The organism is Streptomyces sp. NPDC058758 (assembly GCF_042746075.1).
Lineage (GTDB): Bacteria > Actinomycetota > Actinomycetes > Streptomycetales > Streptomycetaceae > Streptomyces.
In genome coordinates, this window is the sequence record NZ_JBHYPS010000002.1 from 259,650 (window position 1) to 284,063 (window position 24,414).

At 71.6% G+C, this 24,414-nt stretch carries 24 protein-coding genes and 1 tRNA gene; 12 read left to right on the forward strand and 13 right to left on the reverse strand.

The features are described 5' to 3' along the window. The first annotated feature begins 24 nt into the window (after positions 1 to 24). The gene (locus ACFW6A_RS04030; protein ID WP_208809277.1) at positions 25 to 159 is read left to right on the forward strand and encodes a DLW-39 family protein; all 135 of its coding nucleotides are present in this window, start codon (positions 25 to 27) and stop codon (positions 157 to 159) included. Between the two features lie 349 nt (positions 160 to 508). Further along, a complete protein-coding gene (locus tag ACFW6A_RS04035) occupies positions 509 to 1,837 on the forward strand; it encodes a hypothetical protein (RefSeq protein ID WP_386638519.1) in 1,329 nt (442 codons plus the stop codon). A 1-nt stretch (position 1,838) separates the two neighbouring features. Here ACFW6A_RS04035 and ACFW6A_RS04040 read toward each other — a convergent pair whose 3' ends face one another. Continuing rightward, positions 1,839 to 3,200, reverse strand: coding sequence for a serine/threonine-protein kinase (locus ACFW6A_RS04040; protein WP_351845014.1), 1,362 nt, complete (start codon positions 3,198 to 3,200; stop codon positions 1,839 to 1,841). Between the two features lie 64 nt (positions 3,201 to 3,264). Further along, positions 3,265 to 3,816 (reverse strand): DNA-binding protein, encoded by a 552-nt coding sequence (locus ACFW6A_RS04045; protein WP_351845012.1) that lies wholly within the window; start codon positions 3,814 to 3,816, stop codon positions 3,265 to 3,267. A gap of 128 nt (positions 3,817 to 3,944) precedes the next feature. On the opposite strand from ACFW6A_RS04045, the gene ACFW6A_RS04050 reads away from it, so the two are divergent. Further along, positions 3,945 to 4,017, forward strand: a tRNA-Ala gene (locus ACFW6A_RS04050). Between the two features lie 61 nt (positions 4,018 to 4,078). Here the strand turns inward: ACFW6A_RS04050 and ACFW6A_RS04055 are convergent. Genes ACFW6A_RS04055 through ACFW6A_RS04065 form a run of 3 tightly spaced genes read right to left on the reverse strand, consistent with a single transcriptional unit; the run spans position 4,079 to position 6,669 of the window. Next, positions 4,079 to 4,510, reverse strand: a complete 432-nt coding sequence (locus ACFW6A_RS04055; RefSeq protein WP_351845010.1) for a hypothetical protein — start codon at positions 4,508 to 4,510, stop codon at positions 4,079 to 4,081. 28 nt (positions 4,511 to 4,538) lie between these two features. Next, positions 4,539 to 5,438, reverse strand: coding sequence for an RNA polymerase sigma-70 factor (locus tag ACFW6A_RS04060; RefSeq protein WP_351845008.1), 900 nt, complete (start codon positions 5,436 to 5,438; stop codon positions 4,539 to 4,541). A gap of 31 nt (positions 5,439 to 5,469) precedes the next feature. After that, on the reverse strand, positions 5,470 to 6,669 hold the full coding sequence (locus ACFW6A_RS04065; protein ID WP_386638522.1) for an NAD(P)/FAD-dependent oxidoreductase: 1,200 nt from the start codon (positions 6,667 to 6,669) through the stop codon (positions 5,470 to 5,472). Between the two features lie 276 nt (positions 6,670 to 6,945). Here ACFW6A_RS04065 and ACFW6A_RS04070 point away from each other — a divergent pair, with 276 nt between their 5' ends. Together ACFW6A_RS04070 and ACFW6A_RS04075 are read left to right on the forward strand one after the other, a co-directional pair. Further along, positions 6,946 to 8,076, forward strand: a complete 1,131-nt coding sequence (locus tag ACFW6A_RS04070; protein ID WP_386477798.1) for an acyltransferase family protein — start codon at positions 6,946 to 6,948, stop codon at positions 8,074 to 8,076. A gap of 226 nt (positions 8,077 to 8,302) precedes the next feature. Beyond that, entirely contained in the window at positions 8,303 to 8,671 is a 369-nt protein-coding gene (locus tag ACFW6A_RS04075) for a DUF6344 domain-containing protein (protein ID WP_351845002.1), read from the forward strand. A gap of 141 nt (positions 8,672 to 8,812) precedes the next feature. On the opposite strand, the gene ACFW6A_RS04080 is transcribed toward ACFW6A_RS04075, so the two are convergent. Continuing rightward, entirely contained in the window at positions 8,813 to 9,571 is a 759-nt protein-coding gene (locus ACFW6A_RS04080) for a DUF5324 family protein (RefSeq protein WP_351845000.1), read from the reverse strand. Positions 9,572 to 9,811: 240 nt separating this feature from the next. Between ACFW6A_RS04080 and ACFW6A_RS04085 the strand changes: the two genes are divergently transcribed. Continuing rightward, positions 9,812 to 10,330, forward strand: a complete 519-nt coding sequence (locus ACFW6A_RS04085) for a peptidylprolyl isomerase (protein WP_351845043.1) — start codon at positions 9,812 to 9,814, stop codon at positions 10,328 to 10,330. A gap of 23 nt (positions 10,331 to 10,353) precedes the next feature. Beyond that, positions 10,354 to 11,220, forward strand: coding sequence for a rhomboid family intramembrane serine protease (locus tag ACFW6A_RS04090; RefSeq protein ID WP_351844998.1), 867 nt, complete (start codon positions 10,354 to 10,356; stop codon positions 11,218 to 11,220). Positions 11,221 to 11,523: 303 nt separating this feature from the next. Here the strand turns inward: ACFW6A_RS04090 and crgA are convergent, their stop codons facing one another. After that, complete coding sequence (gene crgA / locus ACFW6A_RS04095; RefSeq protein WP_030493743.1) at positions 11,524 to 11,778, reverse strand: cell division protein CrgA; 255 nt, start codon at positions 11,776 to 11,778, stop codon at positions 11,524 to 11,526. Between the two features lie 140 nt (positions 11,779 to 11,918). On the opposite strand from crgA, the gene ACFW6A_RS04100 reads away from it, so the two are divergent. From ACFW6A_RS04100 to ACFW6A_RS04120, 5 genes are all read left to right on the forward strand, one after another. Next, on the forward strand, positions 11,919 to 12,698 hold the full coding sequence (locus ACFW6A_RS04100; protein WP_351844996.1) for a DUF881 domain-containing protein: 780 nt from the start codon (positions 11,919 to 11,921) through the stop codon (positions 12,696 to 12,698). A 105-nt stretch (positions 12,699 to 12,803) separates the two neighbouring features. After that, positions 12,804 to 12,998 carry a hypothetical protein gene (locus ACFW6A_RS04105; RefSeq protein WP_158983227.1) on the forward strand — a complete coding sequence of 65 codons (195 nt, stop codon included), beginning with the start codon at positions 12,804 to 12,806 and terminating at the stop codon, positions 12,996 to 12,998. Next, complete coding sequence (locus ACFW6A_RS04110) at positions 12,995 to 13,633, forward strand: aminodeoxychorismate/anthranilate synthase component II (protein WP_351844994.1); 639 nt, start codon at positions 12,995 to 12,997, stop codon at positions 13,631 to 13,633. Before ACFW6A_RS04105 ends, ACFW6A_RS04110 begins: the two co-directional genes overlap by 4 nt. Then, positions 13,630 to 14,919, forward strand: a complete 1,290-nt coding sequence (locus ACFW6A_RS04115; protein WP_386638527.1) for a class E sortase — start codon at positions 13,630 to 13,632, stop codon at positions 14,917 to 14,919. Before ACFW6A_RS04110 ends, ACFW6A_RS04115 begins: the two co-directional genes overlap by 4 nt. A 36-nt stretch (positions 14,920 to 14,955) precedes the next feature. Further along, on the forward strand, positions 14,956 to 15,633 hold the full coding sequence (locus tag ACFW6A_RS04120) for a class E sortase (protein ID WP_351844990.1): 678 nt from the start codon (positions 14,956 to 14,958) through the stop codon (positions 15,631 to 15,633). A gap of 95 nt (positions 15,634 to 15,728) precedes the next feature. Here the strand turns inward: ACFW6A_RS04120 and pknB are convergent, their stop codons facing one another. From pknB to ACFW6A_RS04150, 6 genes are all read right to left on the reverse strand, one after another. Continuing rightward, positions 15,729 to 17,774, reverse strand: coding sequence for a Stk1 family PASTA domain-containing Ser/Thr kinase (pknB, locus tag ACFW6A_RS04125; RefSeq protein WP_351844988.1), 2,046 nt, complete (start codon positions 17,772 to 17,774; stop codon positions 15,729 to 15,731). Positions 17,775 to 17,932: 158 nt separating this feature from the next. Next, the gene (locus ACFW6A_RS04130; RefSeq protein ID WP_351844986.1) at positions 17,933 to 19,399 is read right to left on the reverse strand and encodes a penicillin-binding transpeptidase domain-containing protein; all 1,467 of its coding nucleotides are present in this window, start codon (positions 19,397 to 19,399) and stop codon (positions 17,933 to 17,935) included. Then, positions 19,396 to 20,838 carry an FtsW/RodA/SpoVE family cell cycle protein gene (locus ACFW6A_RS04135; protein WP_351844984.1) on the reverse strand — a complete coding sequence of 481 codons (1,443 nt, stop codon included), beginning with the start codon at positions 20,836 to 20,838 and terminating at the stop codon, positions 19,396 to 19,398. The genes ACFW6A_RS04130 and ACFW6A_RS04135 overlap by 4 nt, the downstream gene beginning before the upstream one ends. Before the next feature lie 26 nt (positions 20,839 to 20,864). Further along, the gene (locus tag ACFW6A_RS04140) at positions 20,865 to 22,361 is read right to left on the reverse strand and encodes a Stp1/IreP family PP2C-type Ser/Thr phosphatase (protein ID WP_351844982.1); all 1,497 of its coding nucleotides are present in this window, start codon (positions 22,359 to 22,361) and stop codon (positions 20,865 to 20,867) included. A gap of 96 nt (positions 22,362 to 22,457) precedes the next feature. Next, entirely contained in the window at positions 22,458 to 22,985 is a 528-nt protein-coding gene (locus ACFW6A_RS04145) for an FHA domain-containing protein (RefSeq protein ID WP_351844980.1), read from the reverse strand. 10 nt (positions 22,986 to 22,995) lie between these two features. Then, positions 22,996 to 23,850, reverse strand: a complete 855-nt coding sequence (locus ACFW6A_RS04150) for a DUF3662 and FHA domain-containing protein (RefSeq protein WP_351844978.1) — start codon at positions 23,848 to 23,850, stop codon at positions 22,996 to 22,998. Positions 23,851 to 24,414: the final 564 nt, after the last annotated feature.

A 24,414-nucleotide genomic window follows, 5' to 3' on the forward strand; every position in this document is an offset into this window, starting at 1 on the left:
GTCAACGAAAGACGAGGTCGCGCGGTGAAGAAGCTGCTCCTGGTCGCACTGGCCGCCATCGGCGGTCTCCTCGTGTACCGCCAGATCCAGGCGGATCGCGCCGAGCAGGACCTGTGGACGGAGGCGACCGACTCGGTCCCGTCCGGCTCCGGTGTCTGAGACCCACCCCAGCTGAGAACCGGGATCCCGGCCGCGCACGCCGCGCGGCCGGGATCCCGGCGTTTCCGGCCCCGCGCGGCGCGCCCCTTCTGTTCGCTGAAGCGAACAGATCGATTGCACCGGCAAAGCGACGTGTCGACGGGCGAGCGTGCGCGGGGTGGCCCGGGGACGCGGAGGGCGGGGGCGAATCCGCCCCCGGTGCGGACACCGGGGGCGCGAGCGGGGCAGGATGGTCCGGCACGACGGCCCTGGCGGCCGGTGGCGGGGCGCCCCTCCTGCTCGCGGGGCCCTCCCGGCGCCCGGCGGGCCCGGGGCGGGGCGCGGTGACGGACACGACGAGGAGAAGCGCGTGAGCACGCAGGCGGGGGCCACGGCGGGGGACGGGACCGGGCGCCGGAGGAGGACCGCGGCCGGGACGAGGAGGGCCGCGGCGCTCCTCACGGCCGCGGCCGCGGTGGGCACGCTCACCGCCCTGCCCGCCCGGGCGGCCGAGGGCGCTCCCCTGCCGGCGTACTCCTTCGACCCCGGGGCGCAGCGGATCGCGGGCGCCGCCTCCAGCGCCCTGGCGTCGGTGCTGGAGCCCGGCAGGACCTACCGGGACACCCTCAAGAAGGACGGCAAGCTCTACTACCGGCTCAACCTGGACACGCTGAGGAACTCGTACGTCTCCGCCGTCGCCGTCCCCGAGCCGGGCGGGAAGGCCGCCTACGGGGACGGCTTCAAGATCACCATTCAGGACGGCTCCGGCACCGAGTGCGGCTACCAGGACGTCAGCTTCGGGTCCGGCGAGTACGTCCGTCCCCTGTCCGCCTACGCGCGCCGGATCGTCCACCCGGACGTCTCCTCCTGCCAGGAGGCCGGCACGTACTACGTGCTCGTCGAGCGCGAGTCGGACGCGGCCTCCGCCCCGGGCGACTGGGGGCTGGAGCTCCAGCACGTCACCGAGCCGCTGCTGAAGCAGAACGGGCCGGACAAGCTGCCCGAGGCCTGGCCCTCGGGGACGCCCGCCCCGGTCGCCGGCGAGCCGAAGGAGCGGCAGGGCGGGAACGGCTTCCACGACGCCGTCTCCCTGGACACGGGCGAGTGGCGGGCGAGCATCCGGCCCAGCCAGACGCTCTTCTGGCGGGTGCCGGTCGACTGGGGCCAGCAGCTGTTCGCCAGTGCCGAGCTGGGCAGCAGCGACGAGGGCGACGACTTGGTGAGCAACGCGCTCGCGCTCGGGCTCGACAACCCGGCGCGCGGCTTCGTCGACCTCAAGACGATCGGCTTCGACGGCGATCCCACCACGGTCGCCCTCGACCCGCAGCGGCCGGTCGACCACAGGAACCGCTCCTCGTACGAGACCGCCACGAACGGCATGCGGTTCGCCGGCTGGTACTACCTCACCGCCACCCTCAGCCCCGAGATCGCCCAGGAGTACGGCGACCAGGCGGCGCCGCTGATCCTGCGGGTCACCGTCCGCGGCGAGGCCCAGCCGGGCCCCGGCTACGACGGCGACCCGGGCGTCTTCCAGGTGACCAAGGACGACCGGAAGGCCGCGGCGAGCGGTGCGACGGGCGCGGAGGCCGCCACCGACTCCACGATGGTGGCCGTCGCGGCGGGCGGCCTCGGCCTCGGCACCGTCCTGCTCGTCGGCCTCGGCGCCTGGACCCTGCTGGCGCGCCGGGCGGCCCGCTGACCTACACCCGGGTCAGGGCCCAGAAGCCGACCGCCAGCGACACCAGCGCGAGCAGCAGCACCGGGACCGCCACCTTCGGGGGCGGTCCCGGACGTCGTCCGGGGGCCGGCGTCGGGGGCGGGGCGGGCGTCGGTATCGGAGTAGGGGTAGGGGCGGGGATCGGGGTCGGTTCAGGGTGCCGGGAAGGAATGGTGGCGGCCTGGACGGAGTAGGGATGCGCAGGAGGGTGCGGAGCGGAGGGATCGAAGGGGGGCACGGGATGGGCGGCCGGCGGGGGCAGGTGGAAGCTGCCCGTCTCGGAGGCCGCGGGCACCGGCTGGTACTGCTGCCGGTGCCCGCGGTCGTACGGCTGCGGGGCCTGCGCGGGCGGTACGGCGGCGGGAGCGGCGGCCGGGACCGGCGGGGCCTGTGGGGCCCGAGGGTCGTCCTGGGCCGGCGCCGGGGCGTCCTGGGCCGGCGCCGGGGCGTCCTGGGCCGGGCGGGCGGCGGGGCCTTCGGGGCCGAAGCCGGCCGGCAGCGGGCCGAGCTGGTCGAAGATCTCCACCCGCTCCTCGCCGGCCTCCGGCTCGGGCAGCATCTCCACGGCCGCGTTCAGCGCCTTCCGGGCGCCGGTGGCCGTCCGGAAGCGGGCCTGCGGATCGGGCTGGAGCAGCCCCGCCAGGACCTGCCACAGCGGCTCGGGGACGCTCGCGGGCGCCGGAGGGGTGCCGTGGGCCAGGAAGTGCTCCACCAGGGCCTGCGAGTCCGGCCGGGTGCCGTGCAGCAGATAGAGCGCGACCAGGCCGACGGCGTACAGGTCCGCCGTGAAGTCGGGCTCGGCGCCGAGGAGTTGCTCGGGAGCGAAGTAACCGGGCGTGCCCACCACGTAGTTGGTCTCGGTGAGCCGGGGTTCCCCCTTGCGCATCGAGATGCCGAAGTCCGACAGGCGCAGGTGCGGGCGGCCCGTCCCGGTGGCCTCCATCAGGATGTTGGCCGGCTTGATGTCCCGGTGGACGACGCCCTCCGCGTGCACCGTCGCCAGGCCCGAGAGCAGCTGGTCGAGGAGGGTGCACACATAGCGGGGCGGCAGCGGGCCGTAGTCGCCGATGACGTGGGCGAGCGAGCCGCCGGAGACCAGGTCCATGGTGAAGAGGACCTTGTCGTCGTCGGCGGCCCAGCTGGCCGGGGCGAGGACGTGCGGATGGTCGATCCGCAGCGCCTGCTCCCGGACGAAGCGGAGCAGCGTGTGGGCGTCGCTCTGCTGGAGCACCTTGGCCGCCACATAGCGGCGGCGGCGGTGGTCCCAGGCGCGCCAGACGGCGCCGGCTCCGCCCCGCCCGATCGGGTCGACCAGTTCGTACCTGCCGGCGAAGACCTCACCCATCGCGCTGCGCCCGCTCCCCGTCGTCTGTCGTCCGTCGTGCGTCGTCGGTCGTGCGTCTGCCGTGTCAGTTCTGGTGCGACTCGTAGTGGGCGACCGCGTCGGCGGTGCGCCCGGCGCCGTACACCCGGAGGAACTCTGCCAGTTCCGGGTGGGCCGGGGCGAGGGAGTCGGCGGCGTCGATGATGTCCCCCGCGGCGGCCACGGAGCGCAACAGCGACTGGATCTCGCGGACCACGCGGCGCACGGTCGGGGCGCCGGATCCGCTGGTGGCCTGGCCGTTGGTGCCGGTCAGGACGGAGCCGCCCTGGGACTTCTTGATCTCGTCCATGCGGTCGGTGGCCTCGGCGGCGCTGACGCTGCCGTCGGCGACCTGCACGGCGAGTTCCTGGAGGGCCTGCACGCGCTGGACCACGGCCGGGTTGCCGATCTTGGCGCGCTGGCCGCTCATGAGCTGGGACAGCATGGGCGCGGAGAGCCCGAGCACGGCGGCCAGCCTGGCCTGGTTGAGCCCGAGGTCGTCGATCAGCCGGCGGAAGAGCGCCCCCAGCGGCTCCCCGTACCAACTGCGCTGAAGCTCTCTGGCTCTTGCCGTGGCTTCCTGCTGCGCTGCGTCCATCACTTCTCCCCATCCCTGCGGTTCGCCACTGCGAACCTCGGTCAGCATCTTACGGAGCGTGGTCGTTCCTCGGGAGTCCCCACCTTTTGCCCGGGACAGGGGGAGAACCGGTACGCTGTCCTCGTTCCGGGGCCTTAGCTCAGTTGGTAGAGCGCTGTCTTTGCATGGCAGATGTCAGGGGTTCGACTCCCCTAGGCTCCACCGGAAGGAAAAGCCCCTCCGCACCGCGTCGCCGCGGTGCGGAGGGGCTTTTCCGCGTCGGTCACGCGGTGCGCGGCGACTCCCCGCCCGTCCGCGCCCCGGCCGGGGCCGTCAGGGTGCGGGCGAGGTCCAGGGTGCTGAGGACGACCATCGCGACGCCCAGCGGCACGTGGAACGCCGGCAGGTGGGCGATGCCCAGGACGACCTGGACCGAGGCCAGCACCAGCAGGCCGGAGGCGTACGCGATCGGCCGGGGGCTGCCGCCGCCCGGTCGCCAGGCCACCACGGCGGCCACCACGTACAGCATCGAGGCGCCGTACATCACCCGGGAGCCGACGTCGTGGAGGAGCGCGCCCCGCGAGGAGACGAGCAGGGCGCCGGCGGTGCTCGCCTGGAAGAAGAGGGCCAGGGTCTGGAGGGCGACCGCGGCCCTGACGGTCCTGTGGAAGGCGGTGCCGGGCCGTGCGGTCGCGGAGGTCCGTCCGGGGGTCATCGGGGGTCCTTTCCGGTGCGGAAGGTCGTCAGCGGAGGGTGAGGGAGGTGCGGGCCATGACGTGGGTGAGCTTCTCGGGGTTGCGGACGTAGTAGAGGCCGCTGATCCGGCCGTCCTCGACGCGCAGCGCCATCACGCCGTCCAGCTCGCCGTCGAGGAGCACGGCGAGCGCCGGGGCGCCGTTGACGACGGTCGGCTCGGTGGTGACCGCGGCGTCGTGCTTGAGGGTGCCGCCGAGGTAGAAGCGGGTCACCCTGTCCGCGCCGACGACCGGGCGGAGCGCGGCCCGCTTGATCCCGCCGCCGTCGCTGACGAGGACGACGTCGGGGGCGAGCAGGTCCAGGAAGTCCTGGGGGTCGCGGGTCTCCAGCGCCCGCCGGAAGGAGTCCACGACCGCCCGCGCCTCGCGGGCCGAGACCGTGGTGCGGGGACGCCGGGCGTCGACGTGCCGGCGGGCGCGGTGGGCGATCTGGCGGACGGCTGCCGGGGTCTTGTCGACGGCCGCCGCGATCTCGTCGTACCCCACCTCGAAGACCTCGCGCAGCACGAAGACGGCCCGCTCGGTCGGGGTGAGGGTCTCCAGGACCAGCATCATCGCCATGGACACCGACTCGGTCAGTTCGACGTCCTCGGCCACGTCCGGCGTGGTCAGCAGCGGCTCGGGCAGCCACGGCCCCACGTACGCCTCGCGGCGGCGCTGCACGGTCCGGAGCCGGTTGAGGGCCTGGCGGGTGGTGATGCGGACGAGGTACGCCCGCCGGTCGCGGACCTGCTCCAGGTCGACGCCGGTCCAGCGGAGCCAGGTCTCCTGGAGGACGTCCTCGGCGTCGGCGGCCGAGCCGAGCATCTCGTAGGCCACCGTGAAGAGCAGGTTCCGGTGGGCGACGAAGGCGTCCGTCGCCGGGTCCGTGGTGTGCTCGTCGGTCATGTTCCGTCTCCCCGTCTCTCGGTCCGCCGGGTCAGACCGCGTGCGCGGCGGTGTCCGCCGTGCGGGCCGCGCGCTCCCGCAGCCGCCGCGGCCGGTGCTTGCCGTCCTTGGGCCAGGAGTGCGCGCCGGGTTCGCGGGCCTCTTCGGTCAGGTGCTTGACGCTGAGCGTGCAGGCCAGCTCCTTGAGCTTCGCCCCCGCACGCCCGCCGACGTAGATTCGCATCGCCCGGTCGTCCTTGTGCGCGATCTGGAAAATCGCCGTCCGGCGGCCGAAGCTGAGGCACATCGCGTGGAAGGACATGTCGACCGGCTCGGGGCGGTCGCCCGCGATCCGGGCCAGCACCGTGTCGGCGGCGTGCGCGCCGAGGCAGCCGGCGACGTAGGCGCTCATCCGGAAGGGCAGGTCCGAGGGGGCGGCGCAGTCCCCGGCGGCGACGATCTGTTCGTCGTCGACGCTGGTGAGGGTCTCGTCGGTGAGCAGGCGGCCGGCGGCGTCGGTGCTCAGCCCGCTGCGGGCGGCCAGGTCCGGGACGCCGAAACCGGCGGTCCAGACGGTGAGGCCGCCGGCCACCGCGCGGCCGTCGGCGAGCCGGACGGCCTCCGCCGTCACCTCGGTGACCCGGGTGCCGGGGCCGTCGAGCACGGTGACGCCGAGCTCCGCGAACCGCCGGGCGGCCGAGCGCCGCGCCTTCGGGTGCAGGTAGGGGCCGAGGACCCCGCCGCAGACCAGCGTCACCGGGCGGCCGCCCTCGGCGAGCTCGGCGGCCGTCTCGATGCCGGTCGGGCCGGCGCCGACGACGGTGACCGGGACCCCGGCGGGCAGGGCGGCGACGGCGGTCCGCAGCCGTTCGGCCGACTCCAGCTCGGCGACCTGGTGGGCGTGCTCGGCCACGCCGGGGACGGCCGGCCGGGCGCCGGTGGAGCCGACCGCGTAGACCAGGCGGTCGTAGCCGACCGCGGCGCCCGACTCCAGGACGACCACGCGCGCGTGGACGTCGATCCGGGCCACGGAGTCGACGACCAGCCGGACGCGCTCCGCCAGCACCTCCTCGTACCGGACCACCCCGGAGTGGCTGCCGCCGACCACCTGGTGGAGGCGGAGGCGGGGGACGAACGACGGACGGGGGTTGACCACCGTCACGGTCACGTCGTCGCGCCCGGTGAGCCGGTTGGCCGCCATGACGCCGGCGTACCCGCCGCCGATCACGACCACTTCGGTGTTCCCGCCCATGGTGTCTCTCCCTCGTCCCGGACCGTCCCCTTCGGGGGTTCGACCTCAAGACACCGGGCGGGTGACGGCTGTGACGTCATGTGACGTGGATCACTCGGTCGCGGCCGGGATCCGGGGAAGGCGACTGCTGCGTGCCGGGTCGTCAGGTGGTTGTTGAGTTCTGCATCACGTGGTTTGCCCCTTGTGGGTGATCTATGGGCTTCCTAAGGTCGGCTCCGCGCCGACGCCACCCGCCCCGAGGTGGCGCGAGCGATGTCGAGGTGGGGGTCTTCCCGAGTGTCGAACCTGGTGCAGTCCGCGCCGTCCGCGGACCGAATAGCGAGCCAGGAGCCGCGGACCGTCCCGCCGGCCTCCCCACCGGCCGTCCCGCGCAAGCGGGGGCGGCTGTACGTCCTCGACGGGCTCCGCCTCGGCGCCGCGCTCATGGTCGTCGCCTACCACTACACGGCCCTGGGCTCGGCGGCCTGGAACCGGCCCGCCTGGGAGGTCTTCCCCGGGATCTCCCGCTTCTCCTCGTACGGCTACCTCGGCGTCCAGCTCTTCTTCGTGATCAGCGGCTTCGTCATCTGCATGAGCGCCTGGGGCCGGCCGCTGAAGGCCTTCTTCGTCTCCCGCGTCGTGCGGCTCTACCCGGCCTACTGGTTCGCGGTCCTCGCCACCACGGTCACCCTCGCCCTGATCCCGGGCGAACGGCGGCGGCTGCCCGGGTACGACGTCCTCACCAACCTGACCATGCTCCAGGAGCCGCTCGGGGTCCGGCCCGTCGACGCGGTCTACTGGACCCTCTTCGCGGAGATCCGCTTCTACCTGCTCTTCGCCGTCCTCGTCCGGATCGGGCTGACGTACCGGCGGGTCGTCCTCTTCTGCTGCGTCTGGGGAGCCGCCGCGCTCCTCGTCACCGAGGCCGGCCCCGGCCCGCTGCGGACCCTGGTCATGCCCGAGCACAGCTGGTTCTTCATCGCGGGGATGGCGTTCTACCTGATGTACCGCTTCCGCCCGAACCTGCTCCTCTTCGGCATCGTCGGCTTCTCGTTCTGCGCCTCCCTCGCGCCCGCCGTGGAGCACTTCGAGCACATCGCCCACACCGGGCAGCAGGCCCGGTGGCCGGTGATCGCGGTCCTCGCCGTCATCTTCGGCCTCATGGCGCTGATCGCGACCGGGAAGCTGTCCGGCGTCCAGTGGCGCTGGCTGCCCGTCGCGGGGGCGCTGACCTACCCCCTCTACCTGCTGCACGAGTTCATCGGCTGGGAGGTCTTCGGCCACTTCTCGGCCCGGGGCGTCCACCCGTGGGTCCTCGTCGGGGCGACGACGGCCGGGATGCTGGTGCTGTCGTACCTGGTGTACCGGCTGGTCGAGACCCCGCTCAGCGGCTACCTCAAGCGCCGGCTGAGCCAGGGCGCCGGCTGAGCCGGGGGCCGGCCGGGCCGGGGGCGGCGTCCGGGCGCTGAGCCGGACGGGTGGTGTTCATCCGAAGAACTGCGCGGTCGCGGCGTCGCTCCGCCGGATCCGGGCGTGCGTACAGATCATGAGAAAGGTATGTAAAGCGCGCAACTCGGACGAAGCCGTTCGAGGAGCGCGGGGATCCCTTTCCGTACGCGCCCGTCGAACGCCACACGCACGAAAGTGAGGGGCCATGGCCACCGCCAAGGTCAAGCAGTTCTGGACCGCCTTCATCTCCGTCCTCTTCGCCCTGCTCGCCTCCGTCGGCCTGGCGGCCCCCGCCGCCGCCCACGGCCAGGCCCCCGTGACCCAGCCCGAGGAGCCGGCCGCGCCCCTCGCCCGTGCCGCCGCGGAGCGCACCGCGCCCGTCGTGACGCAGAGGCGGGCGGAGCCCTGGTCGCCCGTCCGCCGCGGCTCGCTGCCGCCCACGATCAAGCAGCGCATCGGCGCCGAGGCGCACGGTTCCTCGCCCGCCGCCCGCACCCTCCGCGCCGCCGACGCGGCGCCGCTCGCGAGCGACCCGGCCGCGCTGACCCGGCTGGCGCTCGCGACGGCCGCCTAGGGTGCGGGGAGAGCACGACGCCTCCCACCCCGCACCCGACCCGTCCGGAACGGACCAGCCGAACCGAACGGGCCGACCGAACGGGACGAACGGGATGAACGGAACGACCAGGCCGAGCGGGCCGAACGGGACGACCGCGGATCAGCGGCGCTCGTCGGGCTCCGTGGTACCGGTCTCCGGATCCGGCTCGACGCCGGACGCGTTCCCGCCCCCGGTCTCGGCCTCCACGACACTGCCGGACTCCTCGACCACCCGCGCACCGGCCTCGGACCGATCGCCCGAGAGCCCGTCCGACGCGGACGGCATGCCCGAGCCCTCGTCCACCTCCGTGGGCGCCGGCGGCTCGACCAGCCAGTCGGGGTTGGCCTGCCTGTCCCACCACTTCCAGGCGGCGAAGGCGCCGCCGACCAGCACGCCGAGCACGGCGAGCCCCTTGACGAGACGCCCGGCCCTGGCCCGGCGCTCCTGCTTCCTCACGATCTTCCGGACGTCGTCCGGCGTCACCTGACCGCGCAGCGCGGCCCAGGCGGCAGTGGAACGCGACCCGGCCTCCCCGAGGACGGGACCGGTCGCGGCGACCGCGTGCTCGACACGCGGAACGGTGTAGTCGGCCACCTGGTGGGCGACCGAGCGGGTCCGAGCCGCAGCGCGATGCGCGGCGTCGTCGACCCGCGGCGGCACGTGCGGCGCCACGTACGCCGCGTACTGCGTCCGCGCCTGCGCGCGTGCCTGACGAGCGGCACTCGACACCTTGGGCGCGAGCCGCACCCGCGCCTCGTGCGCATAGTGCGCGGCCTGGTCCTTGGCCGTGCCGGCGTACGGCGCCACCACGTCCGCGGCGTGCAGGACGCTTTCCTTCGCCGAATCCGTAGCAGCGCGCACGCTGTCCATGCGAGTCACGGGTTCCTCCTCCTCGGTGGCGAGCGATGTCGGTTTTTCGCCTTTCCATCCTTTTCGGCATCATGCCTGCCGGAGCGAGGTCCGGCATGCGGGGCTGGCATCCGGGGCATGCGGGGGATGCGGACGGGCCGGTCCGGCCCGCTCCGGCATGCGAGGATCGACCCTCCAGGGCCGCGGGCGCGTGAGGCGATCCGTTCCGCGGCGTGACGCACGACCAGGGAGGGAAGGCGGACCGTGGCCATGCCGTACGCGATCCTCAAGACCAGCGCGGGCGACATCGAGGTGCGCCTGCTGCCGTTCCACGCGCCGAAGACGGTGCGGAACTTCACCGAGCTCGCCACCGGCGCGCGCGAGTGGACCCACCCGGCCACCGGGCAGGTCTCCTCGGACCCCCTCTACGACGGCACGGTCTTCCACCGGGTCATCGGCGACTTCATGATCCAGGGCGGCGACCCGCTGGGCACCGGCACGGGCGGCCCCGGCTACGAGTTCCCGGACGAGTTCCACCCCGAGCTGTGGTTCGACCGCCCCTACCTGCTGGCGATGGCCAACGCCGGGCCGGGCACCAACGGCTCGCAGTTCTTCATCACGGTCGGCCCCGCGACCTGGCTCAACCGCAAGCACACCATCTTCGGCGAGGTCGTGGACCAGAAGAGCCGGGCGGTCGTGGACGCGATCGCGGCGGTCCCCACCGACCCGCAGACCCAGCGGCCGCTGACGGACGTCGTGGTCGAGTCCGTGGTGATCGAGCAGCGCTGACCGGGAAGGACGGGACCCCGCCCATGGACACGCAGTCCGGACTGCCGCACTGCTACCGCCACCCCGGCACCGAGACGGGCATCCGCTGCACCCGCTGCGAGAAGCCCATCTGCCCGGAGTGCATGATCTCCGCCTCCGTGGGCTTCCAGTGCCCCGACTGCGTCCGCAGCGGCTCGGGCACCGGGCACGCGGCCGACGCCAACCAGGCCAGGACGCTCGCGGGCGGCCGGGTCAGGACCGACGACCGGCTGGTGACCAAGATCCTCATCGGGGTCTGCGTGCTGGTCTACGGGCTGGTGCTGGCCCTCGGCGACCGGTTCGTCGACGAGCTCGTGCTGATCGGGTACGCGTACAACCCGCTGCTCGGCGAGGTCGTCGGGGTCGCGGACGGCGAGTGGTACCGGCTGCTCACCGCCACGGTCCTGCACCAGGAGCCGTGGCACATCCTCTTCAACCTGCTCGGCCTGTGGGTGATCGGCGGGATCGTCGAGCCCGAGCTGGGCCGGTCCCGGTACGCGCTGCTGTGCCTGCTCTCCGGCCTGTCCGGGTCGGTCCTCGCCTACGTGGTCGCCGCGCCGAACCAGCCCTCGCTGGGCGCTTCGGGGATCGTCTACGGCCTCATCGGCGCCTGGGTGGTGCTGGCCCGGCGGCGGCGTCACGACATGCGGCCGGTGGCCCTCTTCGTGGCCCTGTCCCTGTTGATGACGTTCACCCGTCCGGGGATCTCCTGGGAGGCGCACGTCGGTGGACTCGTCGCCGGCGTGCTGGTGACGTACGCGCTCGTCCAGGCGCCCCGGTCCCGCCGGGAGCTGATCCAGTACGGCGCCTGTGGACTGCTGCTGCTGATCGACGTGGGCGTCGCGGTGGCCCGGACGCTCTCGCTCACCTGAGTACACAGGGCTGTGGATGAGCTGGAAGGGCGAGCTTTCCCCAGAGTTATCCACAGAGTGGGGCGAGTTCTCCCCACGAAAGGGTGAATGACGAAGCCCCCTACCTCTGACCTGGGGTTTCTCCCGGGAGGTAGGGGGCTTTGCACACCTGTGGACAACGGTTCGCGATCATACCGGCGTCAACACCGTACGAGTTATCCACAGATCTTCGTAAGTTATCCAGTGCTGTGCACAACGCTGTGGATAAACTCTGGGGTGAGCTTGACGACGGGCGGGCGGACCCGATAAGCGCCGCTAAGCCGCTCACTTCCACTGCGTGGAGACACCGAACCCGGCGGCGATGAAGCCGAAGCCGACCACGATGTTCCAGTTCCGGATCGACTCGATCGGAAGTGAACCGTCGGTGACGTAGAAGACCACGATCCACACCAGACCGATGGCGAACAGGGCCAGCATCACCGGGGCGACCCAGCTGCGGTTCGTCAGCTTGATGTTGGCGGCCTGCTTCGCCGGCGGGGGCGTGTAGTCGGCCTTCTTGCGGATCCGTGACTTCGGCACGAGGGACTCTCCTGTCGATGCGCTGCGTGACCGCGCAGGGAACTGTGGCTGTCGCCGGGATGTGACGTAGCAGGTCGACTGCGCCCCCCGGGCGTCCGTTAGCGTAGTGGTTCCGCGGCGCAGAAGGGGATCAGGGTACGTTGAGCAATTCCGCCGGCACACCGGGCGAACCCCCGGCCGGACCGGACCGGGCCCCCCGCTGGCGCCCCGTCCGGCTCCTCACCCTCGCCGTCTTCGCGCTCGCGGGCCTGCTCTTCGTGACCAGCTTCAACACGGCCAAGGGCACCAACCTCCGCACCGACGCCTCCCTGCTGAGGCTCTCCGACCTCATCGAGGAACGCAGCCACAAGAACGCCGGCCTCGACGAGTCCACCGCCGCCCTGCGCGGCGAGGTCGACTCCCTCGCCGCCCGCGACGACGGCTCTACCGCCGCCGAGGACCGCCGCCTGAAGGCCCTGGAGGCCGCCGCGGGCACCACCGAGATCTCCGGCCCCGGCCTCACCGTCACCCTCAACGACGCCCCGCCCGGAGCCCAGGCCGCGCCCGGCTACCCGGAGCCCCAGGCCAACGACCTGGTCATCCACCAGCAGGACCTCCAGGCCGTCGTCAACGCCCTCTGGGAGGGCGGTGCCAAAGGCATCCGCGTCATGGACCAGCGGCTCATCTCCACCAGCGCGGTCCGCTGCGTCGGCAACACCCTGATCCTCCAGGGCCGCGTCTACTCGCCCCCCTACAAGATCACCGCCGTCGGTGACCGGGGAAGGCTCGACAAGGCCCTCGCCGACTCCCCGGCGCTCCAGAACTACCAGCTGTACGTGAAGGCCTACGGGCTCGGCTGGAAGGTCGACGACCACAAGGACGTGACCCTGCCCGGCTACACCGGCGCGGTCGACCTCCACCACGCCAGGCCCGCCGCGTAGGACGGTCCGGGAGCGGTCGTCCACAGGCTTCGGCCGTCCACGGGCCGCGGTCGTCCACAGGCTTCGGACAGCTTCCCCCCGAGGGAGCCGCCGACCCGTACTCTGGTGCCCGTAACGAACGGAAGGGGCGACGACGTCATGTACGGCTGGATCTGGCGGCATCTGCCGGGCAACGCGTTCGTGCGGGCGCTGATCTCCCTCGCACTGGTCCTCGGGACCGTCTACGTCCTCTTCCAGTACGTGTTCCCCTGGGCGGAGCCTCTGCTTCCGTTCAACGATGTGACGGTGGACGGCCAGTGAGCGCGCGAATTCTCGTCGTCGACAACTACGACAGCTTCGTCTTCAACCTCGTGCAGTACCTCTACCAGCTCGGCGCCGAGTGCGAGGTGCTCCGCAACGACGAGGTGGAGCTGAGCCACGCCCAGGACGGCTTCGACGGCGTGCTGCTGTCGCCCGGCCCCGGCGCCCCCGAGCAGGCCGGCGTCTGCATCGACATGGTGCGGCACTGCGCCGCCACCGGGGTGCCCGTCTTCGGCGTCTGCCTCGGCATGCAGTCGATGGCCGTGGCCTACGGCGGCGTCGTCGACCGCGCCCCCGAGCTGCTGCACGGCAAGACCTCGCCCGTCGTCCACGAGGGCAAGGGCGTCTTCGCGGGCCTCCCCTCGCCGTTCACGGCCACCCGCTACCACTCGCTCGCCGCCGAGCCGGCCGACCTGCCCGCCGAGCTCGAAGTGACCGCGCGGACCGAGGACGGCATCATCATGGGCCTCCGCCACCGCGAACTGCCCGTCGAAGGCGTCCAGTTCCACCCCGAGTCGGTGCTCACCGAGCACGGCCACCTGATGCTCGCCAACTGGCTGGTGCGGTGCGGAGACGAGGGAGCGGTCGGCCGGTCGGCGGGGCTCGCGCCGGTGGTGGGCAAGGCCCTCGCGTGACCACGGGCTCGCCGTGGTTCCGGGCCTCCGAGCAGCCCGGCGCCGAGCCGATACCCCAGGAGCCCGGGCCCGGCCCCTACGGCTCCGAGCAGCAGGTCCCGTACGACCACCCGCAGCAGCAGGCTTCGTACGGCTACGAACAGCAGGGCCCGTACCCGTATCCGTACCCGGCCGAGCAGCCGTACGGGAACGGCACCTCGGTCCCGTACGGGACCGGCGGCGGGACGGCCTCGTACGAGCACGGCGCGGGGACCGCGTACGACTACGGCACGGGTCCCGGACCCGCGTACGGGTACGAGACGGCGGGCCCCGCCCACGGGATCGCGCACGAGCACGGGATCGCGCACGAGGTACCGCACGAGGCGCCCCGGGAAGCCGCCTACGAGCCCCTGCGCGAGCCGTACGGGGCCGAGGGGACGCAGGAGCTGCCCGAGGTCGCCGAGGAGGCCCCGGCGCCCGTGGAGCCCCTTCCCGGGCCCGGACGGGCCGAGCGCCGCCGGGCCGCCGCCAAGCAGGGCCGCGGCAAGGGCCGCCCGGTCGCGGGCCGGGGCCCCGGAGCCCCCGCCGAGCGGCCCCTCTCGCGGGTCGAGGCCCGCCGCGCCGCCCGGGAGGCCAAGGCCGCCAAGGACAGCGTCGGCGTCGTCGTCGGCGAGCTGTTCATCACCCTCGGCGTCGTCATGCTGCTCTTCGTCGCCTACCAGCTGTGGTGGACCAACGTCCTCGCCGGCCAGGAGACCAACCAGGCCAAGGAGAAGATCGAGGACACCTGGGCCAAGGGCGAGAGCAAGCCGGACGTCTTCGCCCCCGGCGAGGGCTTCGCCATCATGTACATCCCCAAGCTGGACGTCGTCGTCCCCGTCGCCGAGGGCATCAGCAAGCCCAAGGTCCTCGACAAGGGCATGGTCGGCCACTACGGCGAGGGCAAGCTCAAGACCGCCATGCCCTCCGACAAGCAGGGCAACTTCGCGGTCGCAGGCCACCGCAACACCCACGGCGAACCGTTCCGCTACATCAACCGCCTCAAGCCCGGCGACCCCATCGTGGTCGAGACCCAGGACGCGTACTACACCTACGAGATGGCGAGCATCCTCCCGCAGACCTCGCCCTCGAACATCTCCGTCATCGACCCCGTCCCCAAGGGCTCCGGCTTCACCAAGCCCGGCCGCTACATCACCCTGACCACCTGCACGCCCGAGTTCACCAGCACCTACCGCATGATCGTCTGGGGAAAGCTGGTCGAGGAACGCCCGCGCAGCAAGGGAAAGCCGACCGCGCTCGTAGGCTGAGACCCCACACCTCCAGAAGGGACGAGGGCCGACCCAGTGTCACGCGCGCGCAACCGGATCGCCGGGCTCATCAGCGTCTTCGGTGAACTCCTCATCACAGCCGGCCTCGTGCTCGGGCTCTTCGTCGTCTACTCGCTGTGGTGGACGAACGTCCTCGCCGACCGCGCCGCCGACAAGGAAGGCGCACAGGTCCGCGGCGAATGGGCCGACCCGGGCCCCGGCGCCCTCGACACCAAGGGCGGCCTCGGCTTCCTCCACGTCCCCGCCTTCGGCGGCGACGAGATCCTCGTGAAGCGGGGCACCGGCAGCTCGATCCTCAACAACGGCGTCGCCGGCTACTACACCGACCCCGTCAAGTCGGCGCTTCCCCAGGACGAGCAGGGCAACTTCACGCTCGCCGCGCACCGGGACGGCCACGGCGCCAAGTTCCACAACATCCACAAGTTGAAGAACGGCGATCCGATCGTCTTCGAGTCCAAGGACACCTGGTACGTCTACAAGGTCTACAAGACCCTGCCGGAGACCACGAAGTACAACGTGGACGTCCTCAAGGCCGTCCCCGAGGAGTCCGGCAAGAAGGGGCCCGGCCGGTACATCACCCTCACCACCTGCACCCCCATGTACACCTCGGACTACCGCTACATCGTCTGGGGGGAGCTGGCCCGCACGGAGAAGGTCGACGCGAACCGGACGCCCCCGGCGGAGCTGCGCTGACGGTACGGGCCGACGGAGCCGACAAGGGGACGGCCCCGGAACCGGTGATGGTTCCGGGGCCGTCCCCTCGCGTGCGGCTCACAGGCGGTCCGGCGTCAGTCGAACCAGCCGCCGATGTTGTTCTCGCCGTTGTTGTCACCGTCGCCGCCACCCGGCTGGCCGCCGTTGCCGCCGGGGTTGCCGCCGTTCACGTCCGCGGTGAACAGGGTGACCGAGCCGCCCTTGTTGACCGTCTGCCCCGCGGCGGGCGCCGACTGCACGACGCGGGCGTCGTCCTTGTCCACACCGGCCACCACGACCGACACGCCCTGGCTCTGGAACCAGTCCCGGACTTCCTTCAGCGTCTTCCCGGCGAGGTCACCGGGAATCGTGACCGGGGTCACCTGCGGGCCCTTCGAGACCTTCAGCTTGATCTCGACGTCCAGCGGCTGGTTGCTCGGGCCGCCCGGAGTCTGCTCCAGGACCATGCCCTTGGGCTGGTCGCCGTCGACCTCCTCCTGCTTCACGTTGGTGAAGCCGAGGCCGTTCAGCTGCTGGAGCGCCAGGCTGATGTCGCGGTTCCGCACGTCCGGCAGCTGCGTCAGCTTCTGCTTGGCGACGGTGAGGGTCACCTCGGAGTTCTTCTCGGCCTTGGTGCCGTTCTGCGGGTTCTGCCGCAGCACGGTGCCGGGGTCCTCCTCGGACTCCTCCTCCTCGACCTTGACCTTGAAGCCCTTGCCCTCCAGGGTCTCCTTGGCCCGCTGGAGCGACTGCTCCTGGACGTCCGGGACCTCGACGAGCGGCGCGCCCTCGGAGACCCACACCTGGATCGTGTCGTTGACCGCCATCTTGCCGGCGCCGTCGGAGACCGGCTCCTGGCGGCAGATCGCGCCCGTGGGCTGGTCGCAGCGCTCCTTGCCCGCCTCCGCGACCTGCACCTGGGCGTTGGTCGCGGACCGCTTCGCCTCCTCCATGGTCTGGCCGACCAGCGGGGGCACCAGCGTCTGCTGCGGGGTGTCGTTGGTGTCCATGAGGTAGCGGGCGATGAAGATCGCGCCGACCAGCACCAGGACACCGCAGAGCGCCAGCAGGATCGTCGAGGCGTTCGACTTCTTCTGCCCGCCGCGCCGGCGGTCCGGGCGGTCGTCGTACCCGTCGTACCCGCCGTAGCCCCCGCCGTCCGGCGGGACCGGCGGCATCATCGAGGTCTGGCCCACCGGGTCGGCCTGCCGCAGCGCGGTGGTCGCCTGGTCCTCCGGCGGGTAGCCGTAGCCGTTGTACGCCGGGGCCGCCATGCCCATCGCGGCGGCGGCCGCGACCGGCTGCCCGTCGAGGCACGCCTCGATGTCCGCGCGCATCTCGTCGGCGGACTGGTAGCGGTAGTCGGGGTCCTTGACCAGCGCCTTGAGGACGATGGCGTCCATCTCGGGCGTGATCTCGGCGTCGAAGTTGCTCGGCGGCTGCGGCTCCTCCCGGACGTGCTGGTAGGCGACGGCCACGGGGGAGTCGCCGATGAACGGCGGCCGGACGGTGAGGAGTTCGTACAGCAGGCAGCCGGTGGAGTACAGGTCGGAGCGGGCGTCGACCTGTTCGCCCTTGGCCTGCTCGGGGGAGAGGTACTGGGCGGTGCCGATGACCGCGGCGGTCTGCGTCATGGTCATGCCCGCGTCGCCCATGGCGCGCGCGATGCCGAAGTCCATGACCTTGACCTGGCCGGTGCGGGTCAGCATCACGTTCGCGGGCTTGATGTCGCGGTGCACGATGCCGGCGCGGTGCGAGTACTCCAGCGCCTGGAGGATGCCGACCGTCATCTCCAGCGTGCGCTCGGGCAGCAGCTTGCGGCCCGAGTGCAGCAGCTCGCGGAGCGTCGAGCCATCGACGTACTCCATCACGATGTACGGGATGGAGACCCCGTCGACGTAGTCCTCGCCGGTGTCGTAGACGGCGACGATCGCCGGGTGGTTCAGGGACGCGGCGGACTGTGCCTCGCGGCGGAACCGGGCCTGGAAGGACGGGTCACGGGCCAGGTCGGCCCGCAGCGTCTTCACGGCGACGGTGCGACCGAGCCGGGTGTCCTGGGCGAGGTACACCTCGGCCATGCCACCACGGCCGAGCACCGAGCCCAGCTCGTACCGGCCGCCGAGGCGACGCGGCTCTTCCATAGCTAATCCAGCCCTCTCCGTCTGTCCCGACCGCACCCTGGGGTGGTCCGGCGGTGTGTGCTGTCCGCGCATACGCTACCGGCCCCGAAGAGCCGCACCACGCGCGGAGGGCAGCTGATACCCGACCGGTACCTGGCGGGCACCGGCCCTCCGCAAGATCAGCCGCGGCTCTTCAGAACCGCCTTCATGACCGCCTTCGCGATCGGTGCGGCGAGACCGCCACCGCTGATGTCCTCACGGCCGACGCCCTCGGCGTCCTCGACGATCACGGCGACGGCGACCGGGGAACCCTGGTCGGTCTTGGCGTACGAGATGAACCAGGCGTAGGGCCGCTTGGCGTTCTTCTCGCCGTGCTGCGCGGTACCCGTCTTGCCGCCGACCTTCACGCCGCTCATGTTCAGGTCGGCCTTGGCGCCGGTGCCCTTGGAGACGACGTTCTCCATCATGGCCTGGAGCTTCTGGGCGTTCTCCGGCGAGACGGGCTGGCTCATCTGCTCCGGCTCGTTCTGCTTGATCACGTCCAGGTTCGGCGCGCGCAGCTGGTCGACCATGTACGGCTTCATCAGCTTGCCGTCGTTCGCGATCGCCGCCGTGACCATCGCCATCTGGAGCGGGGTGGTCGCGGTGTTGAACTGGCCGATCGAGGAGAGCGCGTTGCCACCGCGGTCGGCGTTCTTGTCGTAGACCGAGGCGGCGGAGCGGACCGGGGTGAACTGCTCGGCGTTGAAGCCGAACTTCTCCGCCATCTCGTTCATCTTCTCGACGCCGACGTCGTCACCGAGCTTGGCGAAGACCGAGTTGCAGGAGATCCGCAGCGCCTCGTTGAGGCTGGCGTTGGCACAGCCGCCCGAGTGGTTCTTCATCGGCAGCCGGGAGAGCGGGATCTTCCAGCCCTCGGGGGTGTCCGTCGCCGCGTCGATGTCCTTGACCTTGCCGGCCTCCAGCGCGGCGGCGGCGGTCACGACCTTGAAGACCGAGCCGGGGGGGTAGATCTCGCGCAGGGCGCGGTTCTGCTTCGGCTTGTTCTTGTCCTTCTCCAGCCCGACCCAGGCCTTCTCGTCCTTGTCGGAGTAGCCGGCGAAGGAGGCCGGGTCGTACGACGGGGTGGACGCGAGCGCCAGGATCTTGCCGGTCGACGGCTCGATCGCGACGACGGCGCCCGTGTTGTTGCCCAGGCCCTCGAAGGCGGCCTTCTGCGCGGCGCCGTTGAGGGTGGTGACGACGTCGCCGCCCTTCTTCTTCTCGCCGGTGAACATGGCGAGGGTGCGGTCGAAGAAGAGCCGGTCGTCGTTGCCGGTGAGGATGCCGTCCTCGATCTTCTCGATCTGGTTGGCGTCGTACGCCTGCGAGGCGTAACCGGTCACCGGGGCCCACATGGGGCCGTCCACGTAGGTCCGCTTGAACTTGTAGAACTTGTCGCCCGAGTCGACGGAGCCGGTGATCGGCTTGCCGTCGACGATGATGTTGCCGCGCTCGTTCGAGTAGCGCTCGATCTGGATGCGCCGGTTCTTGGGGTTGGCGTTCAGCTCGTCGGCACGGACGAACTGGAGCCAGTTGTCGCGCACGAGCAGGGCGAGGACGAGCAGGCCGCAGAAGATCGCGACCCGGCGCAGCGGCTTGTTCACGGACGGACCACCTGGGTCATCTCGGCGTCGGGATTCGGTGCGGGGGAGGGCGCCGGACGGCGCGCGGTGTCGCTGATCCGGATCAGGATGCCGATCAGGGCCCAGTTGGCGATCACGGACGAACCGCCGTACGCGAGGAACGGCATCGTCATGCCGGTGAGCGGGATGAGCCCCATCACACCGCCGGCCACGACGAAGATCTGCAGCGCGAAGGCGCCGGAGAGGCCCATCGCGAGCAGCTTGCCGAAGGGGTCGCGGGCGGCGAGGGAGGTGCGGATGCCGCGCTCGATGATCAGGCCGTACAGCAGCAGGAAGACCATGACGCCGGTCAGGCCGAGCTCCTCGCCGACGGTGGCGAAGATGAAGTCGGAGTTGGCGGCGAACTGGATGAGGTCGGAGTTGCCCTGGCCGAGGCCGGTGCCGAGGATGCCGCCGGAGCCGAAGGACATCAGCACCTGCGTCATCTGGTCACAGGCGTACGCCATGTTCGAGCCCTCGGGGGCCGTCTTGAGGCACTCGAAGGGGTCGAGCCAGGCCGCCACGCGCGACTGCACGTGGCTCGCCGTGGAACCGACGACCACCGCGCCCGCGACGGCCATCAGCAGACCCATGACGATCCAGCTGGTCCGCTCGGTCGCCACGTACAGCATGATCACGAACATGCCGAAGAACAGCAGCGAGGTGCCGAGGTCGTTCTCGAAGACCAGGATGAGGAGGCTGACCGCCCAGATCGTCAGGATCGGGCCGAGGTCGCGGCCGCGCGGCAGGTAGAGCCCCATGAAGCGGCGGCTGGCCAGGGCCAGCGCGTCCCGCTTCACCATCAGGTAGCCGGAGAAGAAGACGGCGAGGACGAGCTTGGCGAACTCACCGGGCTGGATCGAGAAGCCGCCGATGCGGATCCAGATCTTGGCGCCGAAGACGTCCGCGCCGAGGCCGGGGACCAGCGGCAGCAGCAGGAGCACCAGCGCCACGACCATGGAGATGTACGTGTACCGCTGGAGGACCCGGTGGTCCTTGAGCAGCAGCAGCACGCCCACGAACATGGCGATGCCGATCGCCGAGTACATCATCTGGTTCGGCGCGGACGGGCTGAAGGCCCCGTAGCTGCGCTTCGCCAGGGAGATCAGCCGCGGGGACTGGTCCAGCCGCCAGATCAGCACCAGGCCCATGCCGTTGAGCAGGGTCGCGAGCGGCAGCAGCAGCGGGTCCGCGTACGGCGCCCACTTGCGGACGACGAGGTGGGCGACGGTCGCGAGGAGCGCGAGACCGAGCCCGTAGCCGAGCATGCCGGAGGGCACCTCGCCGTCCAGCGCGAGCCCCACGTTGAGGTACGCGAACACCGGGATCGCGACGGCGAAGGCGAGCAGCGCCAGCTCGGTGTTGCGGCGGCTCGGCGCCTCGATCGCGCCGATGGTGGTCGTGTTGGTGACAACGCTCATGGTGGTGAAAGGCCCCCTACGGGTGCTTACTGCTTGCCGCAGTTCGAGGCCAGCTTCTGCTCCTCCGGAGTGAGGGTGGGACCCGGGGTCGGAGCGGCTGCGGTGGGCTTGGATTCGGGCTTGGCGGCGGCCCCGTCGGCCGGCTTCTCGGCCGCCTCGGCGGCGGCCTTCTCCTTGTCGGCCTTCTCCTTGGCCACACGGCGCTCTTCGGTCTTCTTGCAGGCCGAGGCCTGCACCGCCAGCTCGGAGATCTTCGTCTGGGCCTTGGCGAGGCTGCCGCCCGCGATGGTGTCCTCGACCTGCTTCCGCTGGTAGGCGGGGAGGTACTTGAGTTCGATCTCGGGGTGGTCCTTCTCGACCTCCGAGAGCTTCACCCAGGCGAGGTCCTGGCTGATGCCCCGGTACAGCGCCACGTGCTCGGCGTTGGAGCCCACGTAGTACTGGGTCTGGGTCCAGCGCCAGCCGCCGTACGCGCCGCCGGCGAGGAGGCCGAGCGCGAGGACGAGGATCAGGGTGCGCCCGATCCACCGCCGCTTGCGGCGCGGCTTGGCGAAGTCGTCCTCGGTGTACGAGTCGAAGGCGCCGTGCGGCGGCCCGCCGTAGCCGTGGTCGTCGCCGCTGCCGGGCGGGCCGAAGCCGCCGGCGGGCGGCTGGTGGTGCGGGGCGGGGCGGCCGAGTCCGGAGGCGCGGCCGGCCGGGGTCTGCATGGCGCCGCCGTCGTTCAGCTGCTGCTGGTTCTCGGCGACCGCGCCGACGACGACCGGGGTGTCGCTGAGGTGGCCGGCGAGGGTGTCGCCGCCGTCGACGTCGAGGACGTCGGCGACGATCACCGTGATGTTGTCGGGGCCGCCGCCGCGCAGCGCGAGCTGGATCAGCTCCTGCACGGTCTCCTGCGGGCCCTGGTAGCTGGCGAGGGTGTCCTCCAGGGTCTGGTGGGACACGACGCCGGACAGTCCGTCGGAGCAGATCAGGTACCGGTCGCCGGCGCGGACCTCGCGGATGGAGAGGTCGGGCTCGACGTGGTCGCCACTGCCGAGCGCGCGCATCAGGAGCGAGCGCTGCGGGTGGGTGGTGGCCTCCTCCTCGGTGATCCGGCCCTCGTCCACGAGCCGCTGTACCCAGGTGTGGTCCTGGGTGATCTGGGTGAGGACGCCGTCGCGCAGCAGGTACGCGCGGGAGTCGCCGACGTGCACGAGGCCGAGCCGCTGCCCGGTCCACAGGAGGGCGGTGAGCGTGGTGCCCATGCCCTCCAGCTGCGGGTCCTCCTCGACCATCATCCGGAGCTGGTCGTTGGCGCGCTGCACCGCCGTGCCCAGCGAGGTGAGGATGTCGGAGCCCGGGATGTCGTCGTCGAGGACGACGAGCGTCGAGATCACCTCGGAGGAGGCGACCTCGCCGGCGGCCTGGCCGCCCATGCCGTCGGCGATCGCGAGGAGACGGGGACCGGCGTAACCGGAGTCCTCGTTGCCCTCGCGGATCATGCCCTTGTGCGAGCCCGCGGCGAATCGCAGGGACAGACTCATGCCCACCTGCCCTGTCGCCGCTGCATCGGGGTACAGCCGGTCTCGACCCACACTGCCCACCCTCCGGTCGCTCCGGTCAGCTCGCTCATTGTCGTACTACTTCCGCAGCTCGATGACGGTCTTGCCGATGCGGATCGGCGCCCCCAGCGGAATCGGCGTCGCGGTGGTGAGGCGGGTCCGGTCGAGGTACGTGCCGTTCGTGGACCCGAGGTCCTCGACGATCCACTGGCCGTCCCGGTCGGGGTAGATCCGGGCGTGCCGGCTGGACGCGTAGTCGTCGTCCAGCACGATCGTCGAGTCGTGCGCCCGGCCCAGCGTGATCGTCTGGCCCTGGAGGGCGACGGTGGTGCCGGTGAGGGTGCCCTCGGAGACGACCAGCTTCGTCGGCGCACCGCGCCGCGACCGGCCGCCGCCGGACTGCTGCGGCTGCTGGCCGCGCTGCTGCGGCGGAGCGGCCTGCTGGCGCCCGCTCTGCTGAGGACGCGCCTCCTGGCGGCGCGAACCGCGCTGGGTCACCCGCGTACCGAACAGGTCGCTGCGGATGACCTGGACGGCCACGATGACGAACAGCCACAGAACGGCCAGGAAACCCAACCGCATGACCGTCAGGGTCAGCTCTGACATTGCCCCCGCTTCACCCTTCGGCTTGCCGGTAAACGATGGTGGTGCTGCCCACGACGATCCGCGAGCCGTCGCGGAGCGTAGCGCGGGTGGTGTGCTGTCCGTCCACCACGATGCCGTTGGTGGATCCGAGATCCTGGATCGTCGAGGGCGTTCCGGTCCGGATCTCGCAGTGCCGGCGGGACACGCCGGGATCGTCGATCCTCACGTCCGCGTCGGTGCTGCGGCCGAGGACCAGGGTCGGGCGGGAGATCTGGTGGCGGTTGCCGTTGATCTCGATCCAGCGGCGCACCTGGGTGCCGCCGGGCGCCGGGGGACGGCCGCCGGCGGCGGGCCGGTGACCCGCGCCGCCGGGCGGCGAGGGAGGCATCGGCGGAGCGCCGGGCGGGGGCCCCTGCGGGGGGTACCCGTAGCCGCCGGGGCCCTGCTGCTGGTGGTGGGGCTGGTGCTGCCCGCCGTGCTGCTGCCCGGCGGACGGCTGCGGCTGGGACGTGCTCGACGCGAGCGTACGGCTGCGCACCCGGTACAGGCCGGTGTCGAGGTCGTCGGCCTTCTCCAGGTGGACCTTGATCGGTCCCATGAAGGTGTACCGCTGCTGCTTGGCGTAGTCCCGGACCAGCCCGGCGAGCTCGTCGCCCAGCTGCCCCGAGTAGGGGCTCAGGCGCTCGTAGTCGGGCGCGCTGAGCTCCACGATGAAGTCGTTGGGGACGACGGTCCGCTCGCGGTTCCAGATCTGCGCGTTGTTGTCGCACTCGCGCTGGAGCGCGCCGGCGATCTCGACCGGCTGGACCTCGGACTTGAACACCTTGGCGAAGGTGCCGTTGACCAGACCTTCGAGACGCTGCTCGAAACGCTTCAGGACTCCCATGGGGCACCTCCTCCGTCGTTGCCGTCCTGGTACTGCTTACTGATCGTATCCACGCGTCGGGAAATCGGCTGGTTCCCCTTCTCTGCCCTGTGGACGAGTGTCACCTCTCACAGGCCCTCCCCCCAGGGATCGTAGAGGGGGCTTGTGGACAGTGTCCCGCACGAGGCTGTCCGACAGGAGAGCCGGAGGGCGGGAGCGAGCGAGTCGATCGGGGCGGCCGGCGCCGCAACCTCCCGCTTCTCCCCTGTCTCTCCCCTCTCTCCCCTCTTTCCCCTGTGTCCCTTCTCTCCTTCTTCTCCTTACTTCTCCCCTCCGTTCCTCCCCCCTGTGTTTCTCCCCCGTTCTCCTGTCCCCGGCCCCTCCGGCCCCGGTCCTTGCGTCCTCCGGTCCTTCCGTCCTTGCGGCCTGCGCCGGGGAGGGCGGGAGGGACTCTTCCCCGATCCCTCCCCGGCCCCGCTCCCGGTCTCTCCCCCCGGCGTCTCTCCCGGGCCTTTCCCGGAGGGCGGCGGCGTCCTTCCCTCCCCTCCTCTGTTCTGCTCGCGGGGGGCCGAAACAACGGATGTG